General features: G+C 36.2%; 26 protein-coding genes and 1 pseudogene. 24 read left to right on the forward strand and 3 right to left on the reverse strand.

Features of this window, described 5'->3' with window-relative positions; translation table 11 throughout:
- The first annotated feature begins 53 nt into the window (after positions 1 to 53).
- Both CSV68_RS05325 and CSV68_RS05330 read left to right on the forward strand, forming a co-directional pair.
- Positions 54 to 1,148 carry an S-layer homology domain-containing protein gene (locus CSV68_RS05325; RefSeq protein WP_099661603.1) on the forward strand — a complete coding sequence of 365 codons (1,095 nt, stop codon included), beginning with the start codon at positions 54 to 56 and terminating at the stop codon, positions 1,146 to 1,148.
- A gap of 154 nt (positions 1,149 to 1,302) precedes the next feature.
- The gene (locus CSV68_RS05330; RefSeq protein ID WP_099661604.1) at positions 1,303 to 2,157 is read left to right on the forward strand and encodes a hypothetical protein; all 855 of its coding nucleotides are present in this window, start codon (positions 1,303 to 1,305) and stop codon (positions 2,155 to 2,157) included.
- 48 nt (positions 2,158 to 2,205) lie between these two features.
- Here the strand turns inward: CSV68_RS05330 and CSV68_RS05335 are convergent, their stop codons facing one another.
- The gene (locus CSV68_RS05335; protein ID WP_099661605.1) at positions 2,206 to 2,676 is read right to left on the reverse strand and encodes a VanZ family protein; all 471 of its coding nucleotides are present in this window, start codon (positions 2,674 to 2,676) and stop codon (positions 2,206 to 2,208) included.
- 128 nt (positions 2,677 to 2,804) lie between these two features.
- On the opposite strand from CSV68_RS05335, the gene CSV68_RS05340 reads away from it, so the two are divergent.
- The 18 genes and pseudogenes from CSV68_RS05340 (at position 2,805) to tnpC (ending at position 20,956) form a co-directional block, all read left to right on the forward strand.
- Positions 2,805 to 3,551 carry a YveK family protein gene (locus CSV68_RS05340; RefSeq protein WP_099661606.1) on the forward strand — a complete coding sequence of 249 codons (747 nt, stop codon included), beginning with the start codon at positions 2,805 to 2,807 and terminating at the stop codon, positions 3,549 to 3,551.
- A complete protein-coding gene (locus CSV68_RS05345; protein ID WP_158233495.1) occupies positions 3,529 to 4,248 on the forward strand; it encodes a CpsD/CapB family tyrosine-protein kinase in 720 nt (239 codons plus the stop codon). The genes CSV68_RS05340 and CSV68_RS05345 overlap by 23 nt, the downstream gene beginning before the upstream one ends.
- A 57-nt stretch (positions 4,249 to 4,305) precedes the next feature.
- A complete protein-coding gene (locus CSV68_RS05350; protein ID WP_099661607.1) occupies positions 4,306 to 5,073 on the forward strand; it encodes a tyrosine-protein phosphatase in 768 nt (255 codons plus the stop codon).
- A gap of 60 nt (positions 5,074 to 5,133) precedes the next feature.
- Positions 5,134 to 6,966, forward strand: a complete 1,833-nt coding sequence (locus CSV68_RS05355) for a polysaccharide biosynthesis protein (RefSeq protein WP_099661608.1) — start codon at positions 5,134 to 5,136, stop codon at positions 6,964 to 6,966.
- Positions 6,967 to 7,168: 202 nt separating this feature from the next.
- Complete coding sequence (locus tag CSV68_RS05360; protein WP_099661609.1) at positions 7,169 to 7,804, forward strand: sugar transferase; 636 nt, start codon at positions 7,169 to 7,171, stop codon at positions 7,802 to 7,804.
- Positions 7,801 to 8,643, forward strand: coding sequence for an NAD-dependent epimerase/dehydratase family protein (locus CSV68_RS05365; RefSeq protein WP_099661610.1), 843 nt, complete (start codon positions 7,801 to 7,803; stop codon positions 8,641 to 8,643). Before CSV68_RS05360 ends, CSV68_RS05365 begins: the two co-directional genes overlap by 4 nt.
- Positions 8,640 to 9,779, forward strand: a complete 1,140-nt coding sequence (locus tag CSV68_RS05370; RefSeq protein ID WP_099661611.1) for a glycosyltransferase family 4 protein — start codon at positions 8,640 to 8,642, stop codon at positions 9,777 to 9,779. The genes CSV68_RS05365 and CSV68_RS05370 overlap by 4 nt, the downstream gene beginning before the upstream one ends.
- Positions 9,776 to 11,071: a polysaccharide pyruvyl transferase family protein gene (locus CSV68_RS05375; RefSeq protein ID WP_099661612.1), complete on the forward strand. Its 1,296-nt coding sequence runs from the start codon at positions 9,776 to 9,778 to the stop codon at positions 11,069 to 11,071. Before CSV68_RS05370 ends, CSV68_RS05375 begins: the two co-directional genes overlap by 4 nt.
- 2 nt (positions 11,072 to 11,073) lie before the next feature.
- A complete protein-coding gene (locus CSV68_RS05380) occupies positions 11,074 to 12,234 on the forward strand; it encodes a glycosyltransferase (RefSeq protein ID WP_099661613.1) in 1,161 nt (386 codons plus the stop codon).
- On the forward strand, positions 12,227 to 13,333 hold the full coding sequence (locus tag CSV68_RS05385) for a glycosyltransferase (protein ID WP_099661614.1): 1,107 nt from the start codon (positions 12,227 to 12,229) through the stop codon (positions 13,331 to 13,333). Before CSV68_RS05380 ends, CSV68_RS05385 begins: the two co-directional genes overlap by 8 nt.
- Positions 13,334 to 13,378: 45 nt before the next feature.
- Positions 13,379 to 14,413 (forward strand): EpsG family protein, encoded by a 1,035-nt coding sequence (locus CSV68_RS17595; RefSeq protein WP_368665171.1) that lies wholly within the window; start codon positions 13,379 to 13,381, stop codon positions 14,411 to 14,413.
- Positions 14,414 to 14,583: 170 nt separating this feature from the next.
- Complete coding sequence (locus CSV68_RS05395; protein WP_099661616.1) at positions 14,584 to 14,739, forward strand: helix-turn-helix domain-containing protein; 156 nt, start codon at positions 14,584 to 14,586, stop codon at positions 14,737 to 14,739.
- Between the two features lie 478 nt (positions 14,740 to 15,217).
- Positions 15,218 to 15,454, forward strand: a complete 237-nt coding sequence (locus CSV68_RS17600) for a transposase (RefSeq protein WP_483315668.1) — start codon at positions 15,218 to 15,220, stop codon at positions 15,452 to 15,454.
- Positions 15,455 to 15,943: 489 nt separating this feature from the next.
- Complete coding sequence (locus CSV68_RS05405) at positions 15,944 to 17,476, forward strand: lipopolysaccharide biosynthesis protein (RefSeq protein WP_099661618.1); 1,533 nt, start codon at positions 15,944 to 15,946, stop codon at positions 17,474 to 17,476.
- Between the two features lie 71 nt (positions 17,477 to 17,547).
- Positions 17,548 to 18,540 carry a UDP-glucose 4-epimerase GalE gene (galE, locus tag CSV68_RS05410; protein WP_099661619.1) on the forward strand — a complete coding sequence of 331 codons (993 nt, stop codon included), beginning with the start codon at positions 17,548 to 17,550 and terminating at the stop codon, positions 18,538 to 18,540.
- A gap of 128 nt (positions 18,541 to 18,668) precedes the next feature.
- Positions 18,669 to 18,977, forward strand: a complete 309-nt coding sequence (gene tnpA / locus CSV68_RS05415; RefSeq protein ID WP_099661620.1) for an IS66 family insertion sequence element accessory protein TnpA — start codon at positions 18,669 to 18,671, stop codon at positions 18,975 to 18,977.
- Positions 18,974 to 19,330, forward strand: a complete 357-nt coding sequence (tnpB, locus tag CSV68_RS05420) for an IS66 family insertion sequence element accessory protein TnpB (protein ID WP_143560581.1) — start codon at positions 18,974 to 18,976, stop codon at positions 19,328 to 19,330. The genes tnpA and tnpB overlap by 4 nt, the downstream gene beginning before the upstream one ends.
- Before the next feature lie 39 nt (positions 19,331 to 19,369).
- A pseudogene (tnpC, locus tag CSV68_RS05425) lies at positions 19,370 to 20,956 on the forward strand (IS66 family transposase).
- Positions 20,957 to 21,338: 382 nt separating this feature from the next.
- Here the strand turns inward: tnpC and istB are convergent.
- A complete protein-coding gene (istB, locus tag CSV68_RS05430) occupies positions 21,339 to 22,097 on the reverse strand; it encodes an IS21-like element helper ATPase IstB (protein WP_099640096.1) in 759 nt (252 codons plus the stop codon).
- An 11-nt stretch (positions 22,098 to 22,108) separates the two neighbouring features.
- Positions 22,109 to 23,638, reverse strand: a complete 1,530-nt coding sequence (istA, locus tag CSV68_RS05435) for an IS21 family transposase (RefSeq protein ID WP_233192862.1) — start codon at positions 23,636 to 23,638, stop codon at positions 22,109 to 22,111.
- 461 nt (positions 23,639 to 24,099) lie between these two features.
- Between istA and CSV68_RS05440 the strand changes: the two genes are divergently transcribed.
- From CSV68_RS05440 to CSV68_RS05455, 4 genes are all read left to right on the forward strand, one after another.
- Positions 24,100 to 24,561, forward strand: coding sequence for a hypothetical protein (locus CSV68_RS05440; protein ID WP_099661621.1), 462 nt, complete (start codon positions 24,100 to 24,102; stop codon positions 24,559 to 24,561).
- Between the two features lie 17 nt (positions 24,562 to 24,578).
- A complete protein-coding gene (locus tag CSV68_RS05445) occupies positions 24,579 to 25,427 on the forward strand; it encodes a DUF5677 domain-containing protein (protein WP_099661622.1) in 849 nt (282 codons plus the stop codon).
- A gap of 215 nt (positions 25,428 to 25,642) precedes the next feature.
- Positions 25,643 to 26,236, forward strand: coding sequence for an ATP-binding protein (locus tag CSV68_RS05450; protein ID WP_099661623.1), 594 nt, complete (start codon positions 25,643 to 25,645; stop codon positions 26,234 to 26,236).
- The gene (locus CSV68_RS05455) at positions 26,220 to 26,810 is read left to right on the forward strand and encodes a transposase (protein ID WP_233192866.1); all 591 of its coding nucleotides are present in this window, start codon (positions 26,220 to 26,222) and stop codon (positions 26,808 to 26,810) included. Before CSV68_RS05450 ends, CSV68_RS05455 begins: the two co-directional genes overlap by 17 nt.
- Positions 26,811 to 26,882: the final 72 nt, after the last annotated feature.

Genomic DNA, 26,882 nt, shown 5'->3' on the forward strand with positions numbered 1-26,882 from the left:
CTAATAGTAGTTGGCATAGTTCCAACGTATCAAAAATATAGGGGGTAGAAAAGATGAAGAAAACTACAAAAGCATCACACAAATTGTTTAAAGCGACATTAGCGACAACAATGGCAGCAGGAGCATTTGTTGCAGCGGTCCCTATGGAAACAAGTGCAGCGGTAACGTTCACGGATGTAAAACCTGGCGTGCACTATTATTTACCGGTATTGGAACTAGCAGATCGTAAAGTGGTAAAAGGGTATAATGACGGTACATATCGTCCGAATGCTTCAGTAACAAGAGCACAAGCTTCTAAGATTTTAGCCCACGTATTGGACTTGGATACGGTAAATGTTAAAGATCCAGGCTTCGCAGATGTGAAGAAGTCTAGCGAATACTATGGTCCAATTGCGGCGCTTGCTCAAGGTGGATACATCCAAGGTTACACAGAAAACGGTGTGAAGACATTCAAGCCGAATGATAACTTGAGACGCTCACAGATGGCGAAAATTCTTACATTAGGTTTCGCATTGGATCAAAGTCCATTAGCTGCAAATCGTTTTAAAGATGTAAAGCCAACTGATGCATATGCGGGCTATGTAGCGGCGCTATTGGATCTTGATATTACAACTGGTACAACGCCTACTACATTCTCTCCGAACGGATTAGTAACAAGAGGACAAATGGCAACATTCGTCGTACGTACAGAAGTAGCGTTGAAAGATGAAAATGCACCTGTAGAAACAGCTGGAGACAAGTTGTTGCAAAGCACGATCCAAGCGGAGCTCTCAAAAGTAAACACATCTACAGATGCGGTGTATATTGCGCTAAGAGAGAAAACGTTCAACGTAACGGTTAAGAATCCGGCAAGCACATTTGGAGAATTTGGTGAAGCAGTGAAGCCAGTATTTAACTCTATGAAGGAAGATGCAGTTGTTAATAATGCAACGGTATCGGTTATGTTTGGTGGGAAAGAAATTAAGGTAGAAGCTAAGCACATTGATAACAGCCTGGACTTCGATACAGTGTTCAATAAAGTATTGGCTAAGACAGGTTTAACACGCAATGCAGCGTTAAACATCTTACAAGGTCAGACAGTCAAGTTGACAGTAGATGGCGCAATTAAATCTCAACCATTCAACAGCACATACGAATTCAAATTCTAAAAATCCACACTTTCAAAATAGTAATAGTCTCCTTGCCGTTTGAGGAGGCTATTACTATTTTGTGTGTAGTATGATTACCCTTCGCTAACTTGCTATCCACCACTCTATAAATCTGTTAAAATCAAACTACTAGGAACAGGCAAGGGAGGTCCATATGAATAAGCAACTTAAAATTTTCTTCATCACGTCATTATCTATTATCGTTTTCGGCGGTATCTTTATTGTGTATCATTTCCAAACCAAGGGGTATGAATGGGTAATTGGAGGAGGAGATAAGACGTTAGAGAATCCGTATGACGATAACTCACCCAATAGCGAACTTCTTATTGAAGGGGAAGAACCAAAAGACGATAAGGGAAATGGTCAAAAGACGGATGGTTCCTCTAATAAGGGTAGCAAAAACACAGAAAGTCAGCAGGGGACTGATGGATCATCGTCAAATGGTATAAATGAAGGAACAACGACTTCAGGTTCCAACACGACAGGAAACAGCACAGGTACTAAAGGAAGTAATCCATCACCTAACAACCAAACGAATAATGGAAAGCAGCCTTCCTCAGAAAACCAAACAACTTCAACTGGACAATCTTCAACGGGCGGCACTACAAGTGATAAATCTGCAACAGGAAACACGCAAACGGGAAACTCAGATGATAAAAAATCCGTAGCACAGATTAAAAGTAAATATAAACCAACTATTAACAAGCTTCAAGAAGAAGTGGACAGTGAGCTCAATACATTAGTCAGTCGTGCGAAAAAAGACTACAGTACAAAAAAGGCGAACGGCGAGAGTATTGACTACGGTTATTTCTACAACAAGTACATGTCATCTATAGCGGGACTAGAAGCGCAGACAGATGCTGAATTTAATGGCATCATGAGCTCGCTTGAAAGGGATTTGCAGGCCAATGGCCACAACAAATCGAGTTCTCAAAGCATACGCGATGAATACGAAGCACAAAAGAACGCACGTCGTAATAGTATGCAGAGCGAAATCATGGGGAACTAAATAGAAAAACGACTAGTTTAAAGGAGTTCCTTTTAAACTAGTCGTTTTTCATTTTTTTGAACGAAGCCATATGATGAGTTGCAAAACAAGCAAGAACGTCAGTGCACCCGACATATCCAGTAGGACGTCGCGAAAAGTGGCGGTCCGTCCTCCTGTGAAATATTGATGGGTTTCATCTATGCATGCAAGTAGTAAAGTAGAAGCGCTTGCAATGACGAGTCTAGGTAGACGGGAAGGTAGGGATAAGAAAATACCAACCGCGAGTAGACCAAACAATATAAAATGTGCAGCTTTACGTAGTAGAAATTCTACAAAATGATAATATCCACGTTCTCCTACGGAAATGGTGGTATTCCAGTACGGGATGGACAAGGTGGATAGTGCGGTTTCAAATGGCTTGTTGGGTAATACGTTTTCTAATGTAGGAATCAAGGATTGTTGTTCATACGTTTGACTAGAAGAAATAAATAAACTACCGATAATACATAGAACGATAATAAGAGCGGAGACTTTTTTCATATATCTATTATATCATAATAAAACAAGAAGCTTAGATTTAATTGGAAATTCGATATTTTTCATGTCGAATATATGTTATGCTATGCTATAATATGCACAAGTTTGCCGAAAAGGAGCAATTTTACAACATGGAAGAAACGATCAGTTTACAAGAGTTATTTGCAACATTGAAAAAACGTCTTGGTTTAATTATAGGAACGACAATAGTAGCGGCCATTATAGCGGCGGCTATTAGTTATTTCTATTTAACCCCTATTTATCAAGCTTCTACACAGATATTAGTCAATCAAGAACAAGTAGAGAAACAATCATTTGACTCTCAAGATATTCAAACGAACTTACAACTTATCAATACGTACAATGTCATTATTAAAACGCCAGCCATCTTATCCAAAGTCATAGAAAACTTAGACTTGGATACAACGCCGGCAGAACTTAGCAATCAGCTTACGGTAAACAGTGAACAGAATTCACAAGTTGTCAATTTGACTGTGCAAGATCCCGAATCACATAAAGCAGTCGATATAGCAAATACCATTGCGGAAGTATTCCAGAAAGAAATTGTCAACTTGATGCAAGTCGATAATGTGAATATTCTATCGCCTGCTGTCTACGTGGAAGATCCGAAGCCTGTTAAGCCGAATAAAGAGCTAAACGTAGCAATCGCAGCAGTCATCGGTCTCATGATCGGAGTAGGAATAGCATTTTTACTTGAATACTTAGATACGACAGTGAAAACAGAGAATGATATTGAAGAACTGCTCGGTTTACCGGTTCTTGGGCTAGTAAGTCCCATCTCCAGAAAAGATGTCAACACGGCAACTGATGCACCGCAGAAAGGGTCAAGTCCACATGTCAAAAAAGCGCATATTTAAAAAGAACAAACAAAATAAACAATCCGTTGCACGTAAACTAGTCACGGCAATTAGCCCGAAATCAGTTGTATCCGAGCAATTCCGTACAGTACGGACGAATATCAATTTCTCTATGCCAGATCATGATCTGAAATCGATTCTGTTCACATCGGCAGCACCTGGAGAAGGGAAGTCTACAGCGTCAGCCAATACCGCAGTAGTCTTTGCACAAGAAGGAAAGAAAGTGCTCCTAATTGACGCGGATATGCGGAAACCGACTACACATTATACATTTTCTCGTATGAATGCAACGGGTCTATCCAACTTACTTACACGTCAATGGAATCTGGAAGACGTGATTCAGCAAACTGATGTAGAAGGACTTGATTTAATCACAAGTGGACCGATTCCACCGAACCCAGCAGAGTTGCTAGGCTCTAAGACGATGGATACGCTGTTAGAAGAGTTGAAAACAATGTATGACATGATCATATTTGATGCTCCGCCAATATTGTCTGTGACCGACGCGCAAATATTGTCGAACAAAGCGGAAGGCACGATTTTAGTTTTGAATGCAGGCACTACAGAAAAAGATAGTATTCTCAAAGCAAAAGAGGCGCTTCTGTCCTCTCAAGCAAATATTCTAGGAACCATTTTAAATAACTTTATACTGCAAAAAGACCATTATTACTATCAGTATTATGGAAACAATGAGTGAAAAGGCCATGCGCCTTTTCGCTTTTCTTTAGTGTAGTAAAACGTAAGGAGGATCTACATGATTGACATACATAGCCATCTATTGTTCGGTGTGGACGATGGACCGGAAACAATTGAAGGTAGCATGCGCATGATAGAAGAGGCAACGTCAGAAGGAATTACGCAGCTAGTCGTCACACCACACGCCTATAGCCCGCAATATCACGTACCTGTAAACCAAGTTGAAAGCCAAGTTCGAATGATGAGAGATGTCATCAAAGCAGCCAATAGTAACCTGACGCTATTGACAGGACAAGAAGTGCGAATTCATGAACATCTCATCGCCAATTTATTAAATCGAGACATACTTACTATAGCGAACTCTCGTTACTTACTATTGGAGCTGCCTACACAAAACGTTCCGGCCTACACAGTTCGAATCATTCAGTCTTTACTTGAAGAAGGCATCGTGCCGATCATTGCACACCCTGAACGCAATAAAGGTATAGCTGAGAAGCCGGAGCGTTTGGAGCGACTCGTACGCCACGGTGCGTTGTCACAAGTAACGGCAGGTAGTGTAGCTGGTCACTTCGGTAAAAATATTCAAAAGTTATCTCTTCAACTAATAGAAGCGAACTTGATCCATGCATACGGATCAGATGCTCATAATACAGACAATCGTCCATTCTTATTTAACAAAGGATTAGAAGTCCTTGGAAAAAAAGTAGATATGGATACGGTCGACATGTTGTTGTTGAATAATCAACAAATTATTAATAATAAATTGCTGACCATCTATGAACCCGAAACACCTGTCGCTAAAAAATGGTGGCAAGTGATTGGGTAGGGTAAAACGCCATATGAACGAAGATCTAAGAGAAATCTAGATTGAAAGGAGGAACATCCTTTGACTATACGCAAACGAATGACCATGCTAATAGCAGCAGATTCTATTATTGTCTTATTGTCGATCTATATCGGGTACTTTATGCTTCATCCATTCACGTCTATTATCTTTAATAAAATGTTGCTAATCAGTGCCATTACGATACAAATTGCGCATCACTTCTTTGCATGGCATTACGGCCTGTATCGAAAAGCGTGGTCGTATGCATCGATCGGTGAGCTAAAGTCTATTGTCAAAGCCGTCACGTTCACGATCCTCGTCGTTGCGGCCGTTCAATTCATTCTTACGCAAGATGTCTATGTGCGCGCATTAGCCATCACATGGATGCTCCACGTTATTTTAATTGGAGGATCTAGACTATCGTGGCGTATTGTACGCGATGTCGTCATCAAAGACAAAAATACCAATATGAAACGCACAATGATTGTAGGGGCTGGACAAGCAGGTACGATGATTGCAAGACAAGTACTACATAATCCTGGGTACGGCATGCAACCAGTTATTTTTGTAGATGACGATAAACTGAAAGAAGGATTAGATATTTACGGAATGCGTGTCTATAAAGGAACAAAGACCATCCAACAACTAGTGGATATGCATTACATAGATAAAATCATCATCGCCATTCCCTCCATGGGAAAACAACAAATGACCGAGTTAATGAAACGTTGTATCGAAACAGGCGTCAAAACGCAGACCATTCCACGTATCGAAGACTTGATGACAGGAAAAGTATCTGTAAAGGATATGCGAGACGTCAAGATTGAAGATCTACTCGGGCGTGACGAAGTACAGCTCGATATGGATGCGATAGAAAAGAAACTAACGGGTAAAACCATCCTCATCACAGGAGCTGGCGGTTCGATCGGTTCTGAAATTTGTAGACAAGTCACTGAGTTCCGACCGAAGAAAATCATCCTACTCGGTCACGGGGAAAACTCGATCTATACTATAGACATGGAACTAAGGCAAAAAGTTTCACCGGATACAGAAATATGTCCAGTGATCGCAGACGTACAAGATCGTACGCGTATATTTGACCTAATAAGTGAACTAAAGCCGGATGTTATTTATCACGCGGCTGCACATAAACACGTACCACTCATGGAGAGCAATCCAATGGAAGCCGTCAAAAATAATATCTTCGGTACAAAAAACGTAGCAGAAGCCGCTAGATTCTTCGGCGTCTCCCACTTCGTTCTCGTATCGACCGACAAAGCAGTCAACCCACCGAACGTAATGGGGGCAACAAAGCGCTTCGCTGAAATGATTGTGCAAAATTTAGCGAAAGACAGTGAAACAAAATTCGCAGCTGTACGATTCGGTAACGTCTTAGGTTCACGAGGCAGTGTCGTACCGTTATTCAAGCAACAAATTGCTAAAGGTGGACCGATCACCATTACCGATCCAGAAATGACGAGATACTTCATGACCATTCCGGAAGCATCCCGCCTAGTCATTCAAGCAGGAACGCTTGCGCAAGGTGGCGAAGTATTTGTTCTCGATATGGGGGAGCCGGTCAAGATTGTCGATTTAGCGAAGAACTTGATTAAGCTTTCTGGTTATGAAGAAGATGAAATAGAAATTAAGTACTCTGGTATTCGTCCAGGTGAGAAGCTATTTGAAGAGTTGTTGAATGAAAATGAACGTCAAAGTGAGCATGTGTTTCCGAAGATTTATATTGGAAAGGCTACGCCGATATCGGAGACGGAGCAGCTTTATGTATTGGATAAGTTGCCTAGTATGAGTGATGAAGAGTTGAAAGAGACGCTTGTTGGCTTGACGAATCGTAAGTTTGTGGAGGCGCCGAAAATAGAAACATCAACAAGATGAAAGAATAGACTATGAGGAAACAAGACGTATTAAATACACTTTAACTTTTTGCAATGTAAGAAGGGAGTCGAATTCCTTTCTTACATTGCAAAGCTTAATTGATAGAACTGATATTTGGTGTTTTAGTAGTTGATTGTAGTTGGAATTTATCTGATTACAGTTAAATACTAAGTTACTAAAAATTTTAAGGAGTGTTTGAAAAATGTTTTTTAAGGTTAAGAGATCGATTGATATCTTGCTCTCATTTATAGGGTTAATAGTTTTGTTACCTTTATTTGCAGTTATAATTATTGCGATCAAATTAGAAACAAGGGGACCGGTATTTTTTAAGCAAAAACGTATAGGTATTCATAAAACAACATTTAATATGTTGAAATTCCGTACTATGAGAATTGATACACCAAAGGATACACCAACTCATTTGTTAGAGGATGCACATAAACATATAACTAAAGTAGGCGGTATTCTCAGAAAAACTTCATTAGATGAACTACCGCAGATATGGAATATCTTCGTTGGGCAAATGAGTGTTATCGGTCCAAGACCTGCACTATGGAATCAATATGATCTGATGTCTGAAAGGGATTTGTATGGTGCAAATGATGTACTGCCAGGACTTACTGGATTAGCGCAAATAAGTGGCAGGGATGAACTATCTATCGAGGTTAAGGCGGAAATAGATGGAGAATATGTAGATAATATCGGTTGTTGGATGGATACGAAGTGCTTTTTTGGAACGATTTTGAGTATTGCTAAAAGTGATGGGGTTGTTGAAGGTGTGACTGCAACTAAAGTTAATAAAAAAAGCATCAACAGTAAGGAGAATATGTCTAAATGAAAAAAATACTTATTACCGGGGAAAGTAGTTATGTAGGCATGAGTTTGGTGAAATGGCTTGCAAATTATCCTGAAAAGTATTTAATAGATTCAATTAGTTTAAGAAATGATTCATGGAAGAAAGAAGATTTTTCGGAGTACGATGTAGTGATTCATGTAGCTGGAATAGCACATATAAAAGAAACTAGAGAAAATAAAAAAAAATACTATAAAGTGAATCGTGATTTAGCATATGAAGTTGCTCAAAAAGCCAAAAAAGAAAATATTAAGCAGTTTATTTTTTTGAGTTCAATGAGTGTTTTTGGAGTAGATAATGGTGTAATAAATATCAATACTCCTCTCACACCTAAAAGTAATTATGGTAAATCTAAGTTACAAGCTGAGAATCTGATAAAATATTTAGAAAGTAGTAATTTTAAAATTGCAATCATCCGTCCACCGATGATTTATGGAAAAGGATGTAAAGGAAATTATTCAAAAATAGCAAAACTAGCTTTAAAAACACCTTTATTCCCTGCAATAGAAAATAAACGTAGTATGATTTATATTGACAATTTATGTGAGTTTATAAGGTTAGTAATTGAAAATACAAAAACAGGTATTTTTTTGCCGCAGAATATTGATTATGTCTGTACTTCAGAAATGGTGAAAATGGTTGCGGAAATCCATGGTACTAAAATTAAAATGACCAGATTATTCAATATTTTCATAAGAATAATTAAGATTAATACATTTAAAAAGATGTTTGGTGATTTGATATATGAAAGACAACCGGAAGAATATGAAAACCTATATGCAATTTATGATTTTGAAACATCTATAAGGTTGACAGAAAAATGAAAAAGAAAAAAGTTCTATTTGTAGCTACAGTTGCAAAAGCTCATATAATGACATTTCATGTTCCTTTTTTAAAATGGTATAAAGAAAACGGTTATGAAACATACGTTTGTGCAAAAAATGATTATGAGATTAAGGGAAACTGTGCAATACCTTATTGTGATAATTATTATGACTTGCCTTTTGAGAGGGCACCTATTAAATTTAATAACTTTAAAACGTATAAACAATTAAAACACATTATTCATTCTAATGAATTTGATATCATTCATTGTCATACACCAGTAGGGGGTGCTCTAGCACGATTGGCTGCGAAGGATGTTAGGAATGATACTAATACTAAAGTCATTTATACGGCACATGGATTTCATTTCTATAAAGGTGCGTCACTTTTGAATTGGTTGATTTATTACCCTATCGAAAAATGGCTTTCAAGATACACTGATATATTGCTTACTATAAATAATGAGGATTATAAAAGAGCACAGAATTTTAAGTCTAAGTGTATTGAGTATATACCAGGTGTTGGTTTAGATAGTGGAACGTTTAATGAAATAGAGTTGGATAGTGAAGAAAAAAGGAATGAGATAGGTGTTGAAGAAGATAATTATTTAATACTCTCCGTAGGTGAGTTAAACAAAAATAAAAATCATAAAGTAATTATTAAAGCTATAGCAAAGTTAGGAAATACAAATATAAAATATTTGATATGTGGACAGGGTCCATATGAAAAAAAATTAAAAGAATTAGCAAGTGATTTAGGTATAGAGAAACAATTAATCTTATTAGGTTATCGAAATGATGTAGATGAAATTTATAAGATTTCTAATCTATTTGCTTTTCCATCCTATAGAGAAGGTCTTTCATTATCTTTAATGGAAGCCATGTCTTCTGGGTTACCAGTAGTGGCATCTGACATAAGAGGAAATTCAGATCTAATTAAAAATGGTATAGGTGGATATTTGCTTGACCCAAATGACGTAAATGGGTATTTTAAAAAAATTCTAGAAATTATGAGTAATCAACAGTTAAGTAAAGAAATGACTATTGCGAATAAAAAAAGCATAAAAAAATTCTATATTGAAAACGTATTAAAAAAATATAGTGACATTATTAATAAGGTGGTTTCAAATAAATGAAAAAAAATGTAATTCTTCCAGCAAATAACGATTTGAATCGTGGTGATCAAGCACTAATATGGCAAACTATAGAAGTGGCTAGGAAAGCGGGATTCGTTGGAGAATATTATATGTTAGCAGAGAAAGAATCTTTAACTGAACAATCTAAAGCAATAGGCATAAAAGTACTTTATCCAATTTTAAAACACCCAAGCAGAAAATTTAAAAATAATGAAAATAATAATTATGATATTAAGCTACTTATACAATGGGGTTCTGTAGCATTATTTGATTTATTAGGAAGTTTGTTAATATTGCCAAAAATAACAAGGAGTATTATTCAGCCATTCCTATCTCGAAAAACTAAACAAACAATAAAAACGATTAAGGAAAGTGAAGCATGTTTCGTAAAAGGTGGTGGTTTTATTCATTCGAGTGGAAGGTTCACTGATTCTTACACTATCTACTACTTAGTTTTTCATATTCTATTAGCTCAATCATTTAAAAAACCTATCTATGTGATGCCGAACTCTTTTGGTCCGTTTAAAGGTTTCGGAGTAGAATGGCTAGTGCGTAAAGTATTAGATAGATGTGAATTAGTGACGGTACGAGAAAGTATATCACAAGAGATGCTTTCAGATATTGGAGTAAAATCTGAGTTGTTTCCAGACCTTGGATTTTCTTTAGAGAAAGCCAAGCGTTCAAATGATGAATTAATAAAGTTAAGGATGGAATATCCAAATCATGAATTAGTTGCCATAACTGCTCGACCATATAGATTTCCTGGAAGTAATTCACCAAAACAAAAATATAAAAGCTATCTTGAAAATATGATTGTATTTTCAAAATGGCTTTATGAAAATAACTATCTACCCGTATTTGTTGATCATACATTATCTGAAACTACTCACGAGAGTGATAGAAGTTGTATATTAGAAATTACATCAAAATTAAAAACACATGAATATTCTTTTATACAAAATAAAGATTATACTAGTAGAGATTTAAAAGCTATTTATAGTGGATTTGATTATGTAGTTGGTACTAGATTTCATTCAGTTATATTTGCGATGTCTGAAGGTATACCGTCTATTGCTGTAACTTACGGAGGGAATAAAGGACAAGGCATAATGAAGGATTTAGGTCTTGGAGAATATGCCATTTCGATGAGCGAATTTAATAGTGACAAAGCAAAAGAGATTTTCATTATGTTATGTAATAATCAAGAAAGTATTCGTTTGGAACTTAAAAGACAGAAGGAAATTATAGTGAAAAAACACATCGATTTATCGAAGAAAATAAAGGAGAAATAACTATGATTTTTATTCATGATCATAAATTTATAAATAAGAATGGAAAGATTTATACAAGTGGATCATTAAATAATAAAGTTTTTCAAAGATACCTTTATTGGTTTGATGATGTAACTGTATTTGCAAATGAATATTTTGCTACTAGAGAAAACACAGAAGTTATTAACGATTATAATGAAGTTACAAATGTGGAATTTGAGCTTGTTAATAAAAAAAACAGAGAGCAGGGCATTCTAACAACTTCCAACAAGTTGAAGACAGCTATTGATAAAAATAGTTTTGTAATTGTAAGAATGCCAAGTTTATATGGAATTTTAGCTGTTTCTTATGCAAAAAAAACGAAAAAAAAATATTTAATTGAATTAGTTGGATGTCCATGGGATTCCCTATGGAATCATAGTTTAAAAGGGAAAGTAGTAGCTCCTTTCATGTGGTTTTTCACAAAAAAAATATTGAGAGATGCATCATATGTTGTTTATGTCACTAACGTTTTCTTGCAGAAACGATATCCTACTAAGGGAATCTCAATTGGTTGCTCAGATGTAATACTACCTTCAATTGAAGGGGATATATTATTAAATCGAATAACTAAAATAAAACATATGAAAAATACCACTCCAGTTATAATAGGTACAATCGCTGCTATGAATGTACAATATAAAGGACAAGACTCTGTAATTAAAGCCATCTCTCAATTAAATAAAGAGGGATACAACTTCGAATATCATCTTGCTGGTGGTGGTGATAATAGATATTTAAAAGATTTAGCAAAAAAATATGAAGTAGATGATAAAGTTGTTTTTATGGGTACTCTTTCTCACAAAAGTATTTTTGAGTATCTTGACACTATAGACATATACATCCAGCCAAGTAAAACAGAGGGTTTACCAAGAGCTTTGGTTGAAGCGATGAGTAGGGCGTGCCCTTCTTTAGGATCGAAAGCTGGAGGGATTCCTGAACTAATAAATGAAGAACTTACTTTTTCACCTGGTTCAGTAGATGAAATATGTGGTTTATTGAAAAAGATGGATAAAAGGTTAATGTTAGATGAAGCTAACCGAAGTTTTGAGAAAGCAAAAGAGTTTAACTACAAATTGTTAGATCAAAAGAGAAATAAATTTTATAAATTGTTTAGTGAGGGAGTTTGTATAAATAATGATTAGAGTTCTACATGTTATTTCATCACTTGATGGTGGCGGTGTGGAAAGTATGTTATTTAATTATTATTCTAATTTAGATAGAAAAAAAATACAATTTGATTTTGTTGTTCATGGTGATGATGTTGGAATGCTAGAAGAGCGTCTACACATCTACAATACAAATATTTTTCATGTGACACCTAAAAAAGTTTCTGTTTTAAAAAATATGATCGAAATAAATAGAGTTATTAAAAAAAATAATTATGATGTAGTTCATTGTCATCAAAACTTTTCTAACGCTCCAACACTTTTAATAGCAAAGTTAAATAGTGTAAAAGTACGAATTTCTCATGCTCATGGCAGTAAAGAAGAATATGAACTTAAAGTAATAATGAAAAATAAAATTGCTCGCTTAATAAACAACTATTTTGCAAACTATTACTTTTCCTGTGGGATTAGAGCTGGAAAATGGCTGCATGGTGAAAAATGGCTGCAAAATGAAGAGAATATACTTATGAATAATGCTATTGACGTGAACAAGTTTAGATATAATAAAGAAATTAGGAGTCAGAATAGAGAAAAATATAAACTTGGCAAAAAAATAGTGTTATTGCATGTAGGACGGTTTTCAAAAGAAAAAAACCATTTATTTTTAATTAATATTATGGAGCTATTAGTGAAGAAGTCGGATAGGTATGTTTTATTATTTGTTGGGAATGGCATATTAGAAGATACACTCAAGAAATGTGTACAAGATAAAGGATTAGTGGATAATATTATTTTTTTAGGAGTTAGAAAAGATATTGCAGAATTAATGAATATTGCAGACATTTTTTTATTGCCCTCCATGCATGAAGGTTTTCCAGTGACTTTAATTGAAGCACAATCAACTGGTATTAATATATTAGCTTCAAGTGAAATAACGAAAGAAACTGCAATTACAGATTTAATTGAATATATATCAATTGAAAAAGAAGAACTTTGGGTTGAAAAAATAATCAATACAAAAATAGAAAATAGAAATTCGAGAAGTGAAGATATAAAGCGAGAAGGTTATTCAATAAAAGAACAAGCGATCAAATATGAAAATTGGCTAGGAAATGTATTGAATCATAAGCTATAAATAGGGGAATGTATTTAAATGTTAATTTACATATTTACTTTGTCAATGATAGGACTATTTTCTATAGGATATAACGTATTGAAAGTATCTAATAAAAACAACGAAAAGATAAAAAGTCTTTTCGTTTTGTTTGCAACCTCGTTGTTGATAATAGTTCTATCACTTCGAAGTTATACAATAGGAGCGGATGTTCCTACGTACTTAACATATTTTTCTTCTATGTCACAGTATTCTACTTTTGATTCATTAATGCTAGGGCATCGTTTTGAGTCAGGCTATAAAATCTTAAACAAGTTAATCAGTATTTTCACAACAAATAACCAACTTTTCTTGATGGTTATTGCTTGTATTGCAATTATTCCTATAGGAATAACAATATATAAACATTCGAAGATGCCTTTTTTAAGTTTTACACTTTATATAACACTAAATTATTATTCGTTCACATTTTCTGGACTGAGACAAGCTATTTCGTACGCAATTATTTTTAATAGCTACAGTTATATACAAGAAAGAAAAATATTCAAATTTATTCTTTCGGTATTGATAGCATCTCTTTTCCATCAGTCAGCTTTAATATTTTTACCTGCATACTTCCTTGTGAAAATAAAAATAAATAAATTCACTATTATAAGTATTTTATTATTTAATGTTATGATTTTTACTTTTCGACAACAAATTTTTGCGATATTTATAAATTTCTTTTACGAAGATTATGGAATTGTAGAATCGAAATCATTTAAATGGATGCTATTATGCGCTTTAATAGTGATTGTTGGATTGTTTTTCTACAAAAAGGTAATTTCAATTTCTCAAAGTAATAACGCTCTCTATATACTTCTTATTATTGGTGTTTCTTTGATGATATTTGCATTAGTTGGTACAAATATTATGCGAATTTCAAATTATTATTATATGTTTGTAATTTTGTTTATACCGGAAATAATAAACGTTATTAAAGATAAACGTCTTGTTTTGCTAATTGTATATGTTTTAATAGTACTTAATATTATCATATATATATGGTTCTTAAATATTGATGGATTTAATATTGTTCCGTATAAATTTTTCTGGACCTAAGCAATATTAAATTGAACTATAATTTAAACTTAGTAACAAATCTTAGGGAAAATCAGATTAATGAATTATATTTGTAGATTATCATATTTAGTCGATCGGTAGATAAATAAAAATAGCTCAATCGGGTACACATTAGTTAACGCCAATCAACTAATAAAGGAGTGCCCCCGATGAGCTATACACACATTTTACCACGGGAACGTGTTTCAATCGAAGAATATACGATTGCAAACAAGACTCTCGGTTATATTGCACGACAGCTAAAGAGAAGTAAAAGTACGATTCACTATGAACTACAGCGTATTTCTCCTAATAATGCTCTTTAAGCGCAAGTATACTATGATAGTAAGCGTAAAAACTGCGGCTGTAAACGTCAGGTTAACCTTGAAGATATTACGCACATTCTTTATCATTTGAAGAAGGGCCGTTCACCTGAAATGGTTGTAGGCTGATATAAAAAAGGACTGAAAATCCTTTCCTGTAGGCGTTTCAAGTGTTTATCGTTACGCTGATGCCTACTTTTCTCGATTATCACAAAAGCTTCTCATTCGTAAAGGTAATAAACTGAAAAATAATGAACAAGAGACGCGTGGAAAGATGCCCCAGTTGAAAAAGATTCATGCAAGTCAGGCCCCTAGAAATGAAATCGGAAACCGGGAAGTAGGTACAAGTGATCAGTAAAAGTTAATAAAAGCCAAATTCTTACGCTTACGGAACGAACGAGTCGTTTTACACTCGTTCAAAAGTTGGCGTCTAAGACGGCAAGTAGAAACATCTAAGGAAATCATTTCTCTTCTGAAACACCTGCCTAAGAAGCTTGTGAAGTCTATTACAGCCGACAGAGGAAAGGGATTTCATATGTGGATTGAAGTTGAAAAACGACTTGGGCTTCCCTTCTACTTTTCGGATTCTGGCGTTCCTGACCAGCGCGGTACCAACGTAAATACAAATGGTCGAATACGCCGCACTTATCCTAAAGGTACAGACTTCAGCAAGTTGACTCAACAGGAAATCATAGAGTTCTTGTTATATTTCAATTAAGTCCCTAGAAAAGTACTTAATTTGAATACGCCCTTTGAGGTGTTCATGAATTATCTGCCACGTTCGACTTGATTTTACAATTTTTAATCAAATTAAATATCCAAGAAAATTAGATGATTATGTTACTAACAGAGCATATAAAGAGCTTGACTTAAAAATGTCTTGGACTAAGTTCTTGTCAGAAAACATATAAAGCTTTTCTAAGTATCCGTAATCTTGAGGTTGACGCTGGGGATTTTGATATTATGATAATTTTTTCCTAACAAGATGAATCCATAATTTAAAATGGGGTTAAATTAGAAATGTTCAAAACTTAAATCGTATCCAATCCGTTCTACAGTATTTGCTCGAATATATAAAATCATTTCACTAGATATGCTCGCAGTTTAAGAATCATAGTTTATAGATATCATTTTCTGCATGCTAAATTTGAATTAATAGTATTCGTATATGTACGTATAAATGCGGAATTACTTTAGGGGTAAAATTATGGGAAGAACAAAAAGTTCGGTAATTAATATATCAGTTGCCTTGAGTGGGCAATTAATTGGTCTGATTGTAAGTTTTATTGCGCGTATCTACTTCATTCGCGTACTAGGTCCTGAATATCTTGGCATCAATGCTTTATTCACAAATATTTTATCGATACTTTCACTTGTAGAGTTGGGAGTAGGACCAGCAATAATTTTCAGTTTATATAAACCATTAGCAGATAAAAATACAAAAAAGGTTTTGTCTCTAATGAAATTTTATCAAAAAGTTTATATCATAATAGGCATTGTTATTGCTGTCCTAGGTTTGTGTATGATCCCACTTTTACCACATATTATAAATGATGTAAGTATTAGTAAAGAGTTGAATTTTGCTTTTTCTCTTTTTGTAATTAATGCTGCTGCAACTTATTTTTTTTCGTACAAAAGAAACTTGATTATTGCTGATCAATATCGTTATATTGCAACTATTTATCGATACTCATTTTTTACTATACTCAATATATTGCAAGTTATATTTTTAATAATTACAGGTAGCTATATAGTGTTTTTAATATTGCAAATAACATTAACTGTTATTGAAAACATTTTTGTAAGTAGACATGCTAATAAAATGTATCCTTTTTTAAGCCAAAAGAAGTATGAGAAAATAGACAAAGCAACATTAACTGAAATTAAAAAAAATACTAAAGCACTCGTTTTACATAAAGTGGGAGGAATAGTAGTAACGTCTACTGATAATATAATCATCTCTATATATGTAGGAATAGTATGGGTAGGGCTATATTCAAACTATCAATTAATGATTAATGCATTAAATACAATCATTGGACAATTCTTTTCTGCTATAACAGCTAGTGTAGGAAACCTTGGTGCAAAAGAAGGTGCAACTAAATCGTTCCTAGTTTTTCAAAATATATTCTTTTTTAATTTTTGGATATTCGGATTTAGCTCGATTTCTTTACTCTTTTTAGCGAATCCATTTATCGAAATTTGGTTAGGTAGTAAATTTATATTAGAAATAAATATTATCTTAATACTAATCATTAATTTTTTTGTTAATGGAATGAGAAGAACTTCTCTAACTTTTACAGATGCTTTTGGTTTGTATTGGTATAGTCGTTATAAACCAATATTTGAGGCGATAATAAATTTAGTTGTGTCTCTTTTGCTTGCTTCTAAGTTTGGTTTAGTAGGTATATTTTTTGCTACGCTAGTGAGTACGTTATCTACCTGTTTTTGGGTTGAACCTAAAGTGTTATTTAAATATGGCTTTAACAAGCCATTAAAAATATATTTCAAAAAATACTTCATTTATACATTAGCTGTAATACTTGCAGGAATGATCACTTATGAATTTATCTCGTTAATTAAAGGGGATAGCATGCTTGCATTCTTTTATAAATCTTTAATTTGCTTTATTATACCCAACTTTGTATTTTTAATATTATTTTACCAAACAAAGGAATTTAAATATTTTTATAACTTAATCAAGCCTACCTTTGTAAAATTTAAATCGAAGTTCCAATAATTTTATATTAAACGAATTATAGATTTCAGGATCTAAAGTAACCAATTAGTAAAGATGGAGGAGTGTTTATCATGAAAGTACTTGTTACTGGTGGTCTTGGATATATTGGGAGTCATACTTGTGTTGCTCTGCTAGAAGCAGGTCATACTGTGGTTATAGTAGACAATCTTTCTAACAGCAAAATTGACACATTGAATAAAGTAATGCAAATAACAAAAAAAAATATACCATTTTATAAAGTTGATGTAACTGACGTGTTAGCTGTTAATAGTATTTTCTCTAAGCATGATTTAGATGCTGTAATTCATTTTGCAGGTTTTAAAGCGGTTGGTGAATCAGTAGAAAAGCCTATAGAATATTACCACAATAATGTGGTCAGTACACTCATAATAGCAGAAGCTTGTAGAAAATATAATGTGCATAGGTTTGTATTTAGTTCGTCCGCCACCGTATATGGGGATAATAAAGTACCATTTGTCGAAACGATGGATTTACTTCCGACAACTAATCCATACGGAGAAACCAAAGCAATTAACGAACGTATTTTAATTGATATAGCAAAAGCAAATCCTGCCATATCGTTATCTATTCTTCGCTACTTTAATCCAGCAGGAGCTCATAAAAGTGGACTAATTGGCGAATCACCTGTTGGAATTCCAAATAATATTATGCCGTATATAAGTCAAGTAGCAAACGGAAAACTAGAAAAACTTCGTGTATTTGGGAATGATTATAATACAGTGGATGGAACTGGAGTAAGAGACTATATTCATGTTATTGATCTTGCTGCAGGGCATGTGGCCGCTTTAGAGAATCTAAATGAAGGTATACACATTTATAACTTAGGGACCGGTCAAGGGGTCAGTGTACTGGAATTAGTGAAAGCTTTTGAAGATGCTAACAATATTAAAATACCCATTGAAATAGTAGAACGAAGACCTGGAGATTTAGCTTCATGCTATGCTGACGTTTCAAAGGCAAAGCAAGAGCTAGGATGGGAAGCTAAGTATGACATTGTGGCAATGTGCCATGACTCATGGAATTTTGAAAAAAACAGGTTTTAGTTTTAATAACCGTAAAATAGTGTACCAGGTCCACACACAATTAATAAGCGTCAAATAGTGAACACATTCTAATAGAAGTTAATTCGTGAGATACTCCTCCCATAGAACATATTTTGGGAGGTATTTATTTGAAAAGAAAAGAAAAAGAAGCATACTGGTCTGCAAAGATCGATGAATATCAAAACAGTGGACTAGCACTTTCTGAATGGTGTGAAACCGCAGAAGTTGCGGTTCACAATATGAAGTATTGGCTAAGGAAACAGTCACCAGTTAATCATCATATCGCACTTAAGGAGACCAGTTGGGTCTCCTGCGTAGTAGAAGAATCGATAGAGAACCCAATTTCCTTGAAAGTAAATCATGTGGATATCGAGGTGACGAGTGGCTATGATGAAACTCTGTTACTTCAAGTGATCCGGACGCTACGTCAGATATGATGAATGGTCGCGCCGTTGGGCGCGTCTATCTGGCTACTGGTCCGACAGATCTTCGGAAGTCGATTGACGGGCTAGCTGTCATTGTCCAAGAGCTGTTCCAACTTGATCCTTTCTCCAAAGCACTTTTTGTCTTCTGTAATCGAAAGAGAGACAAACTCAAAATTCTATTCTGGGATCACAATGGATTCTGGCTCTATTATCGAAGGCTGGAGAAAGGGCTGTTCGATTGGCCAGATCTTGAGTCTGTTCAACCACTTTCTATTTCGAGTCGACAGTTGAACTGGCTCCTCGATGGATTACCGTTGAACCAACGTGACGCGCACCCTTCAGTCTCTGCGAAAAAAGTAATTTGAGTCTACTTCTCAGAATGATTTTATGCTATTATTATTCCTATGAGAAAATCAGACAAGAAAACCCAACTTACAATTGAAGAGCTCGAGAAGAAGAACGAACAACTCGAGCAAGAGAAGAAAAAGCTTGAGGCTCAGATGGAATGGTACAAGCAACAGTTCACTCTACTCCAACAGAAACGCTTCGGAACTTCTAGTGAGAAGACAAACAAGGACCAGTTTGAACTACCATTATTCAATGAGGCAGAAGTTTCTTCAGCGATCCTTCTTGCAGAACCGACGCTTGAGACGATTAGCTATACACGCCAAAAGAAGACCGGACGTGCTGACAAGTTGAAAGATCTGCCGGTCGAGACGATTCACTATGACCTCTCTGATTCAGAGAAGGTCTGTTTAGAATGCGATCATTCGATGCACGAGATGAGCACACAGATACGCAAAGAACTGAAGATCATCCCAGCGCAAGTGACAGTTGTCGAACATGTGCAGCATATCTACAGCTGTCGTCATTGTGAAGAACATGCAATCAAAACGCCTATCAAGAAAGCTGAGATGCCGAACCCAGTGATCCCGAAGGGATTAGCTTCCCCATCTGCCATTGCACACGTGATGACGCAGAAGTTTGCTGATGGGCTTCCTCTTTATCGACAAGAGAAACAACTCGAACGGATGGGCATTCCTTTGAATCGACAGACGCTATCCAACTGGATGCTTTCGAGTACGACGCGATGGCTCAAGCCGTTCTATGATGAACTCTATCGTCGCCTTCGTGAAGAAGAGGTGCTCCATGCGGACGAAACTGTCCTACAAGTTCTAGACGAACCAGGGAAAAGGGCGGAATCAAAATCCTATATGTGGCTATATCGGACAGGTAGAGACTCTAAGACACCGATTGTGCTCTTTGATTATCAAGCAAGTCGTGCCAAAGAGAATCCGCAAAAGTTTTTAAATGGCTACCAAGGTTATCTCCATGTGGATGGCTATGCAGCCTACGAGTCTATTCAAAACGTGGAGCTCGCTGGCTGTTGGGCCCATGCGCGCCGTAAATTTGATGAGGCACTCAAGGCATTAAAAGGTGCGCCAGCTGGTGCAGGTCGAACGACGGTCGCTAAAATGGGACTTAATTTCTGCAACCGATTGTTCGCAATTGAACGCAAGATGAAAGACAGAACGCCTGAAGAACGACTTGAAATAAGGAAAAACGACAGTCAGCCTGTGCTGGATGATTTTTTGGTATGGCTAAGAGAACAAAAGGAAGTTGTCGCTCCGAAGACGGCAACTGGAACTGCCATCTCCTATACGCTAAAACAATGGCCTAAATTGAGGGCATTTATGAAAGATGGTCGTATCGAGATCGACAATAATTGAGCAGAGCGATCAATAAAGCCTTTCGTAATAGGTAGAAAAAACTGGCTTTTTGCAGTTTCCACAAGAGGTGCTACTTCAAGTGCAATCGCCTATAGTCTCGTAGAGACCGCAAAAGAGAATGGCGTGAACCCTTTCTTCTACTTACAGTTCCTTTTCGAAGAACTTCCTCAACGCAATCTTGAAAACATCGAGGAGTTTGAAGAGTTAACGCCTTGGTCGAAGACCTTGCCAAAGAATTGTTATATCCATTCAAAGAAATAGAAAATGCCCCGAAGAATCTTTATGGTCGATTCTTTTGGGGCATTTTCTTTTATGTGAAACAACGTGTTCATTATTTGACGCTTACAAATCTATCAAGGTCGTTATTTTTCTAAAGAAGTTGATACTCCACAAGCTATGTTGGCGGTAAGTCGCTACATACATCGCAACCCGATTGAAACAAAAACACCAATGGTAAAACAACTTTCTGATTATCCTTTCAGCTCCTTCCCGTATTACCATTCACCTAAAAGAATCCCTGATCCGTACATCGATACAGAGCAACTTCCCCGATATTTACCATCTCCTTTGTAACCGTCAAGTAGAATTCAACAGTTTTCGATAAATAACTTTCAACAGTTTTCATCAATTAAGACTCAACACTTCATTCTGTAAAAAGGGTTTTTCTGTATTTCATCCGAATGCTATCCTGCTCTTCACTAAATGTAAGAATTTCGCTGCGATGAAGAAGACGATCTAGGATTGCAGTAGTCAGAGTTGGGTCACCCAAGAACTTTCCCCATTCACCTGGCCCCTTATTTGAGGTCAAAATAAAGGCTGCCGTGTCATATAGTTCGTAAATGAATTGGAAGAATAAATGGGCCTCCTGTGGCTCATAAGCCATATACATGACATCATCGATGATAATTAAGTCAGATTTCTCAATTCGCTTGTACCTAGTTTTGGATTTAGCCACATATTCTTTTGTCTTCAATACGTAAATCAAACGATCCATCGAGATGAAGGATACTTGATATCCTTGTTCAATCGCATGAATACCTAAGGCGGTTGAAAGATGGGTCTTGCCGACGCCTGTCGGCCCCATCATGATTAACGTAAAGCACTCCTCAAGCCAAGATAATTCCTTCAATACCTGGAGTTGTTTTAGACCAATTGCGGTCTGTTCTTCTAAACGAAAATTTTCAAGTGTCAGAAGTTCAGGAAACTCTGCCCACTTCATCAGTTTCTCGGTATTCTTTTGTTCTCGGCAGCCCACTTCATAGCTTAGAAATTCATGAATAAACTCATGATAAGTCCAGCCTTTTGCTTCTGCCTCTCTTAATAGGGTAGGCAGCTCTTTAGCCGACTCTGCGAGTCGAAGGGCCCTGCATTTATCCTGTAAGGATTCGTAAGGGGGTTTCATCATGAATCACCTCACTGAAGAACGTGAAGATAAATATCTTCCTTCCGTTCAGGAGCGACCAGGTTCATGTACTTTTCATTTAATTGAGTTTCCTTGATTGGATTCATTTTGCTTTGAAGCTCTAGTGAAAATGCGATATCCCGCAAATCATTGGCGCTAGTGAGCTTCAAACGTTTCATTTCTTGAACTGCCTCGTCTATAAAGTCTGGATATTTGAGGCCTACAGAAAGGACAATCTGCAGTTGATCAAGTAAGTGACGCGGATAGCGCTCAGTCAACTCTTCGATCAACCACTTGGTAGAACTAGAATCTGCAAGTAGTTGCTCCACTTCATGAATAAGCTTATTCCGTTTTGTGTGGCTGCTTTTTTTGTGGGAAGGATCTGAAATAACTTGCCCCTTCCCTTGAGAAATCTTATGCTTCGCAAGCACTTGACCACCTTGCTGAAGACGGATTAGGAGCTGTCCATCTAATGTATCGACATAAGCGATATTAGGAGCGTCTTTACGGTACGTACCGGCAGGTACGCTGTATCGATTACCGTCAAAGCGTATGACATTGTCTTTGTGTATTTGTCTTGTTATACTGGAAGTATAGATATCTTCAAAAATATAAGTCCCTGAGACCTTCGTGAGGTGTTCCTTTTCCAGAGTGTACACATCCACGGGTCTCTTTTTTGTATTGTGATGCACTTTATAATTTCCAGTCCGCTTAAGCCATTTTAAGCATGCTTGTTGCCAATCAACCAGATTGTCAAAAGTACGGTTCTTTGCGAAATTATATTTTACGTATTTCACTACTTGCTCAATTTTCCCTTTAGATTCTGGGTCTGCTTTTCGACAGAGGTAGATTTTGAATTTCCTTTTTTGATGATACTTTGTAAATTCAGCTGTAAGAATAAGATCTCCTGCATTTTCACTGATGACCAATAAATGATCCTGATCATAGACAATTTCCTTAGTCATCCCCTTAAAATAATCAAAAGCGTTCTCATGCATCCTGATCAAATCGGTTGTCTTGAAAGGTCGGTCTAACCACTCCACATATTTATAGCGTGAATGGGCCAGGACAAATGCAATAAAGTACAGTTTTTTATATTTCCCATCCGTAGTTAGCTGTCTGGTCTCTCCAAAATCCACTTGGATTTGCTTTCCTTTGGGCATTTCAGGAACTGCCATGTAGCTTCTTTCCACATTGAATTTCGGCAGACAATGCAACTCTCGAAGTTCATTAACAAAATTACGAACGGTTCCTTCTGTCACGGAGTCCACTGCTAACTTCTCCTGCAACCAATCAAATATCTGTGCCCCAGAAAGATCGGGATGCTCCTTTAACCATTCAAGTATTTGATCTCGATAGGGATCCAACTTCTTACTTCTAGTCTGTAAAGACAAAGTGAATTTAAAGAATTCATCTGGTTTCATTTTTCCGTAATCAATCACCCTATTTCTAGAAATCTTAAGCTTTCTGGAGATTGCACTATTAGAGAATCCTTCTTTACGCAATCTATGTATTTCATTGTAAACCATCCACTTTTCCACTTCCTATTCCTCTCTTTCTATAGACTAGCTTCAGTATATAGAAAGTAGATTTATATTGGAAAACTGTTGATTCTTATTTGTTGGAAGCTGTTGAATCTAGTTTAACGTTTACACCAGGTTATGACGCAATTCTGAATTGTATCAGGACCTGGTACCTTAAAAGTAAAATCCTGGACTTTATGAATACCATGATGTTCATATCTGATTCGCATATGAGAAGTAGTGTTATTCATCCATTGATTAAAGAGGGGAAGTTGCAGAAGGACGTTTTACCGAATAGTCAAAGTAAGCGTAAATATTATATGGTTAAGAAGTAATGTGAACCCACTGAGTTGGCTGATGCAGCCGCTTGGTGGGTTCTTTTTTGGTTGTTGGGATATATTTTATTTTGAGACAAGCCTTTTTATTGGTATGGTAAAATTAACAAAAAGGTCAGTTTTTAAAATGAAGGGGAATGTGAAATGAGTGAAGCTATCAAACTTACATCAGACGATATACAAACTATTAAAACTGATATAGACGAAGCAATGAGATTAGTTAAACATTATGCTATCCAATATAATGGGCAAGAACATTATGAACATTTAGGTGCCAGATGCGTTATGTCAGCAACCAATACTGTTGATACAATTATTGGGTCAGCCCAGTATCTGAATGGTGCGTTTCTAATGCCAGATGAAATTCATGTTGAACGTCTAGCTGATTGGTTTATAAAGAATAGAGACTTTGAGTGTGATAGAGCTATTCTTACCTTTTACTTTGCGAATTATATTAAACGTAAAATTAACGCCTTGTACCGATCTATCAATAAAAATGAATTTGCTACTACCCTTACTATCATGGGGAATAAAGAAGCAAGTAAAGAATTTAAAAAGCAATGCCGTGAGCGTAAGAAGCAAGGTGTGAAAATCGTTCGGCAGTAGCTAAGGGGTGAATAATATTGAGTGAGGAATTATACATAAAAAATCTCGATAAGCTAATAAACAAGTTTATTTTCAGGTCACGTGACTTTGTTGATTATGCGGCACATCTTTACGGTTATTCGGAGATGTTGATGACAGGGGAAACAAATTCAAAGTTTACCTATGATCATGAGTACTTTAATTTTACCAAAAGTACTAAAACCTTGATTAGCATTAGGGAACTGTTGAAAATGGGGCAGAATGAAGATGCGCTGATATTAATAAGAAGTATGTTTGAAAATTATTTGAGCAGCAGATATCTTAATGAAAATGAAGAATTCATTGACCAGCTGATAACATTTCCCTTAAATTTATTCTTTGCTGAATACAATCTTCGAGAAGAAGGAGAGATATTTGATCGAGATGGGGATAAAGTAGGTAAGCTAATAAATCCAAGTGGATTTAAAACTGGTAAGGATAAACAGTATTATTACATGTTTTATGGTTTCCTGTCCCCTTTTGCTCATAGCAATTTTGGCATAGTAAATTATTATCTAGATAAGAATTTATGTTTTACAGTCGAAAAGGAAAATTCCCCTTTGCTTGTTCGTTTCTTTACGCTCTTTGTATTCACTAAGATTTTCGAACACATTGTAACTGTTGAAGGTGAAGATTTTCTTGATGCAAGAACGGAAAAAGAATGTTATAAGCTAGTCGAAGACGCTATCAAGTTCCAAGACGAATTAATTCCGGTCTTAATTTCTGCATTTAAATCGGATGATACTCAGATTAAGCACTACAATAAAAGAATGCGGGAAATGTTGAAGGCTATGAGGAAATCCTTAAAGGAAGAGTTAGGAAGTGTGAAAAAGGATTTCTTAAATTAAAAGGTGGTTGTTGCTCATCCGGATTTTGCAACGAAAAAGCCAAACGTTAATATAATAGAAGAAACTCGCCAAATTCCTGCTCATCACAATACGTGGTGGGCATTTTATTTTGTGGAAAGAATCCATTATGCGGAATAGCTGCAAAACCCTAAATATCATAGGCTTGAATAGAGGGGATATATTTTGCGTATTTTTATCCATTCATCATCACGGCGATGTTGCGGCAGCCGATGGAGTCTGGTGAAGTGACGATTAGTCGAGTCAAGCAGACTGTAAGCTATCCGGCTTCGTTTACTTTGATTGCTGCCACGAATCCTTGTCCATGTGGTTATTATGGTTCCCATGAGCGATACTGTACATGTTCTTCAAAACAGGTGACAAACTACCAACTGAAAGTGTCTGGTCCGATTTTAGACAGGCTGGATTTTGTTTTGTCTTTACAGAGCAGCGGATTGAAAGAGAAAATTACATCTGAAAGTTCTGAAGATATTCGCAAGCGGATAGCGAAAGCACGCAAACTTCAACGTGTGCGATACGGTAATGATCTTTGTAACGGTACGGTTTCGTTTCAACAACTAGAACGGACTGCCGGATTTACGGCTGAGCAGTTGAACATAATTGGTGATGTCTGCTTTGAACGGAAATGGAGTAATCGGACACAGGTCAAACTCATTCGGATCGCCCGCACAATATCGGACTTGCAAGAGAGACCGGATATTTCGATGGAAGCGCTGGAAGAAGCGATTAAATGGAAACAGCTACCTACTGGCTTGCAGACGATAGGGGGTGAAGGTGCTGTCCAAACGTAAACGAAATTGGCGACCGAATGCCTATTTTCATGTCGTGATGCGTGGCAATAACCGTCAGAATATTTTCTCGTGTGAAGAAGACATGTATCACCTAATGCGCTGTATCAGCCACGCTGCGGAAAGCTATCGTTTTGCGTTAATTGCTTTTTGCATCATGACCAATCATTTTCATTTACTCATACGATCGGAAGACGACTTGTCCCACATCATGCGACAGATCAACCGAAGATATAGCGACTATTATTCGAAGCGCTATCGACATGTCGGCCGTATTTACCAAAGTCGCTATTTTGCCAAAGAAGTCGATACCCCGCAAGCCCTCCTCGCAGTCAGCCGCTATATTCACCGCAATCCAATCGAAACGAAAATTCCAATGGTGGATCGCCTCACTGATTATCCATTCAGCTCTTTTCCTTCCTATGACACGGGTGCTATATCTTCATTGACCTTTATAGATACGGATTCCATTCTTCGGTACTTGCCACCACCTTTTGAGAAAACTCGTTCCGGCTACGTTAGCTACTGTTTACATACGATAGACGAACTTCTCGGCATGGAAGAGTATATGGATTGAGAAAATAAAGGGTACCTGATGCAATTCATAAACAGATCAGATAAGTTATGATGTATTAGAAAAGAATAAAAA

Source organism: Sporosarcina sp. P29, assembly GCF_002743265.1.
GTDB lineage: Bacteria > Bacillota > Bacilli > Bacillales_A > Planococcaceae > Sporosarcina.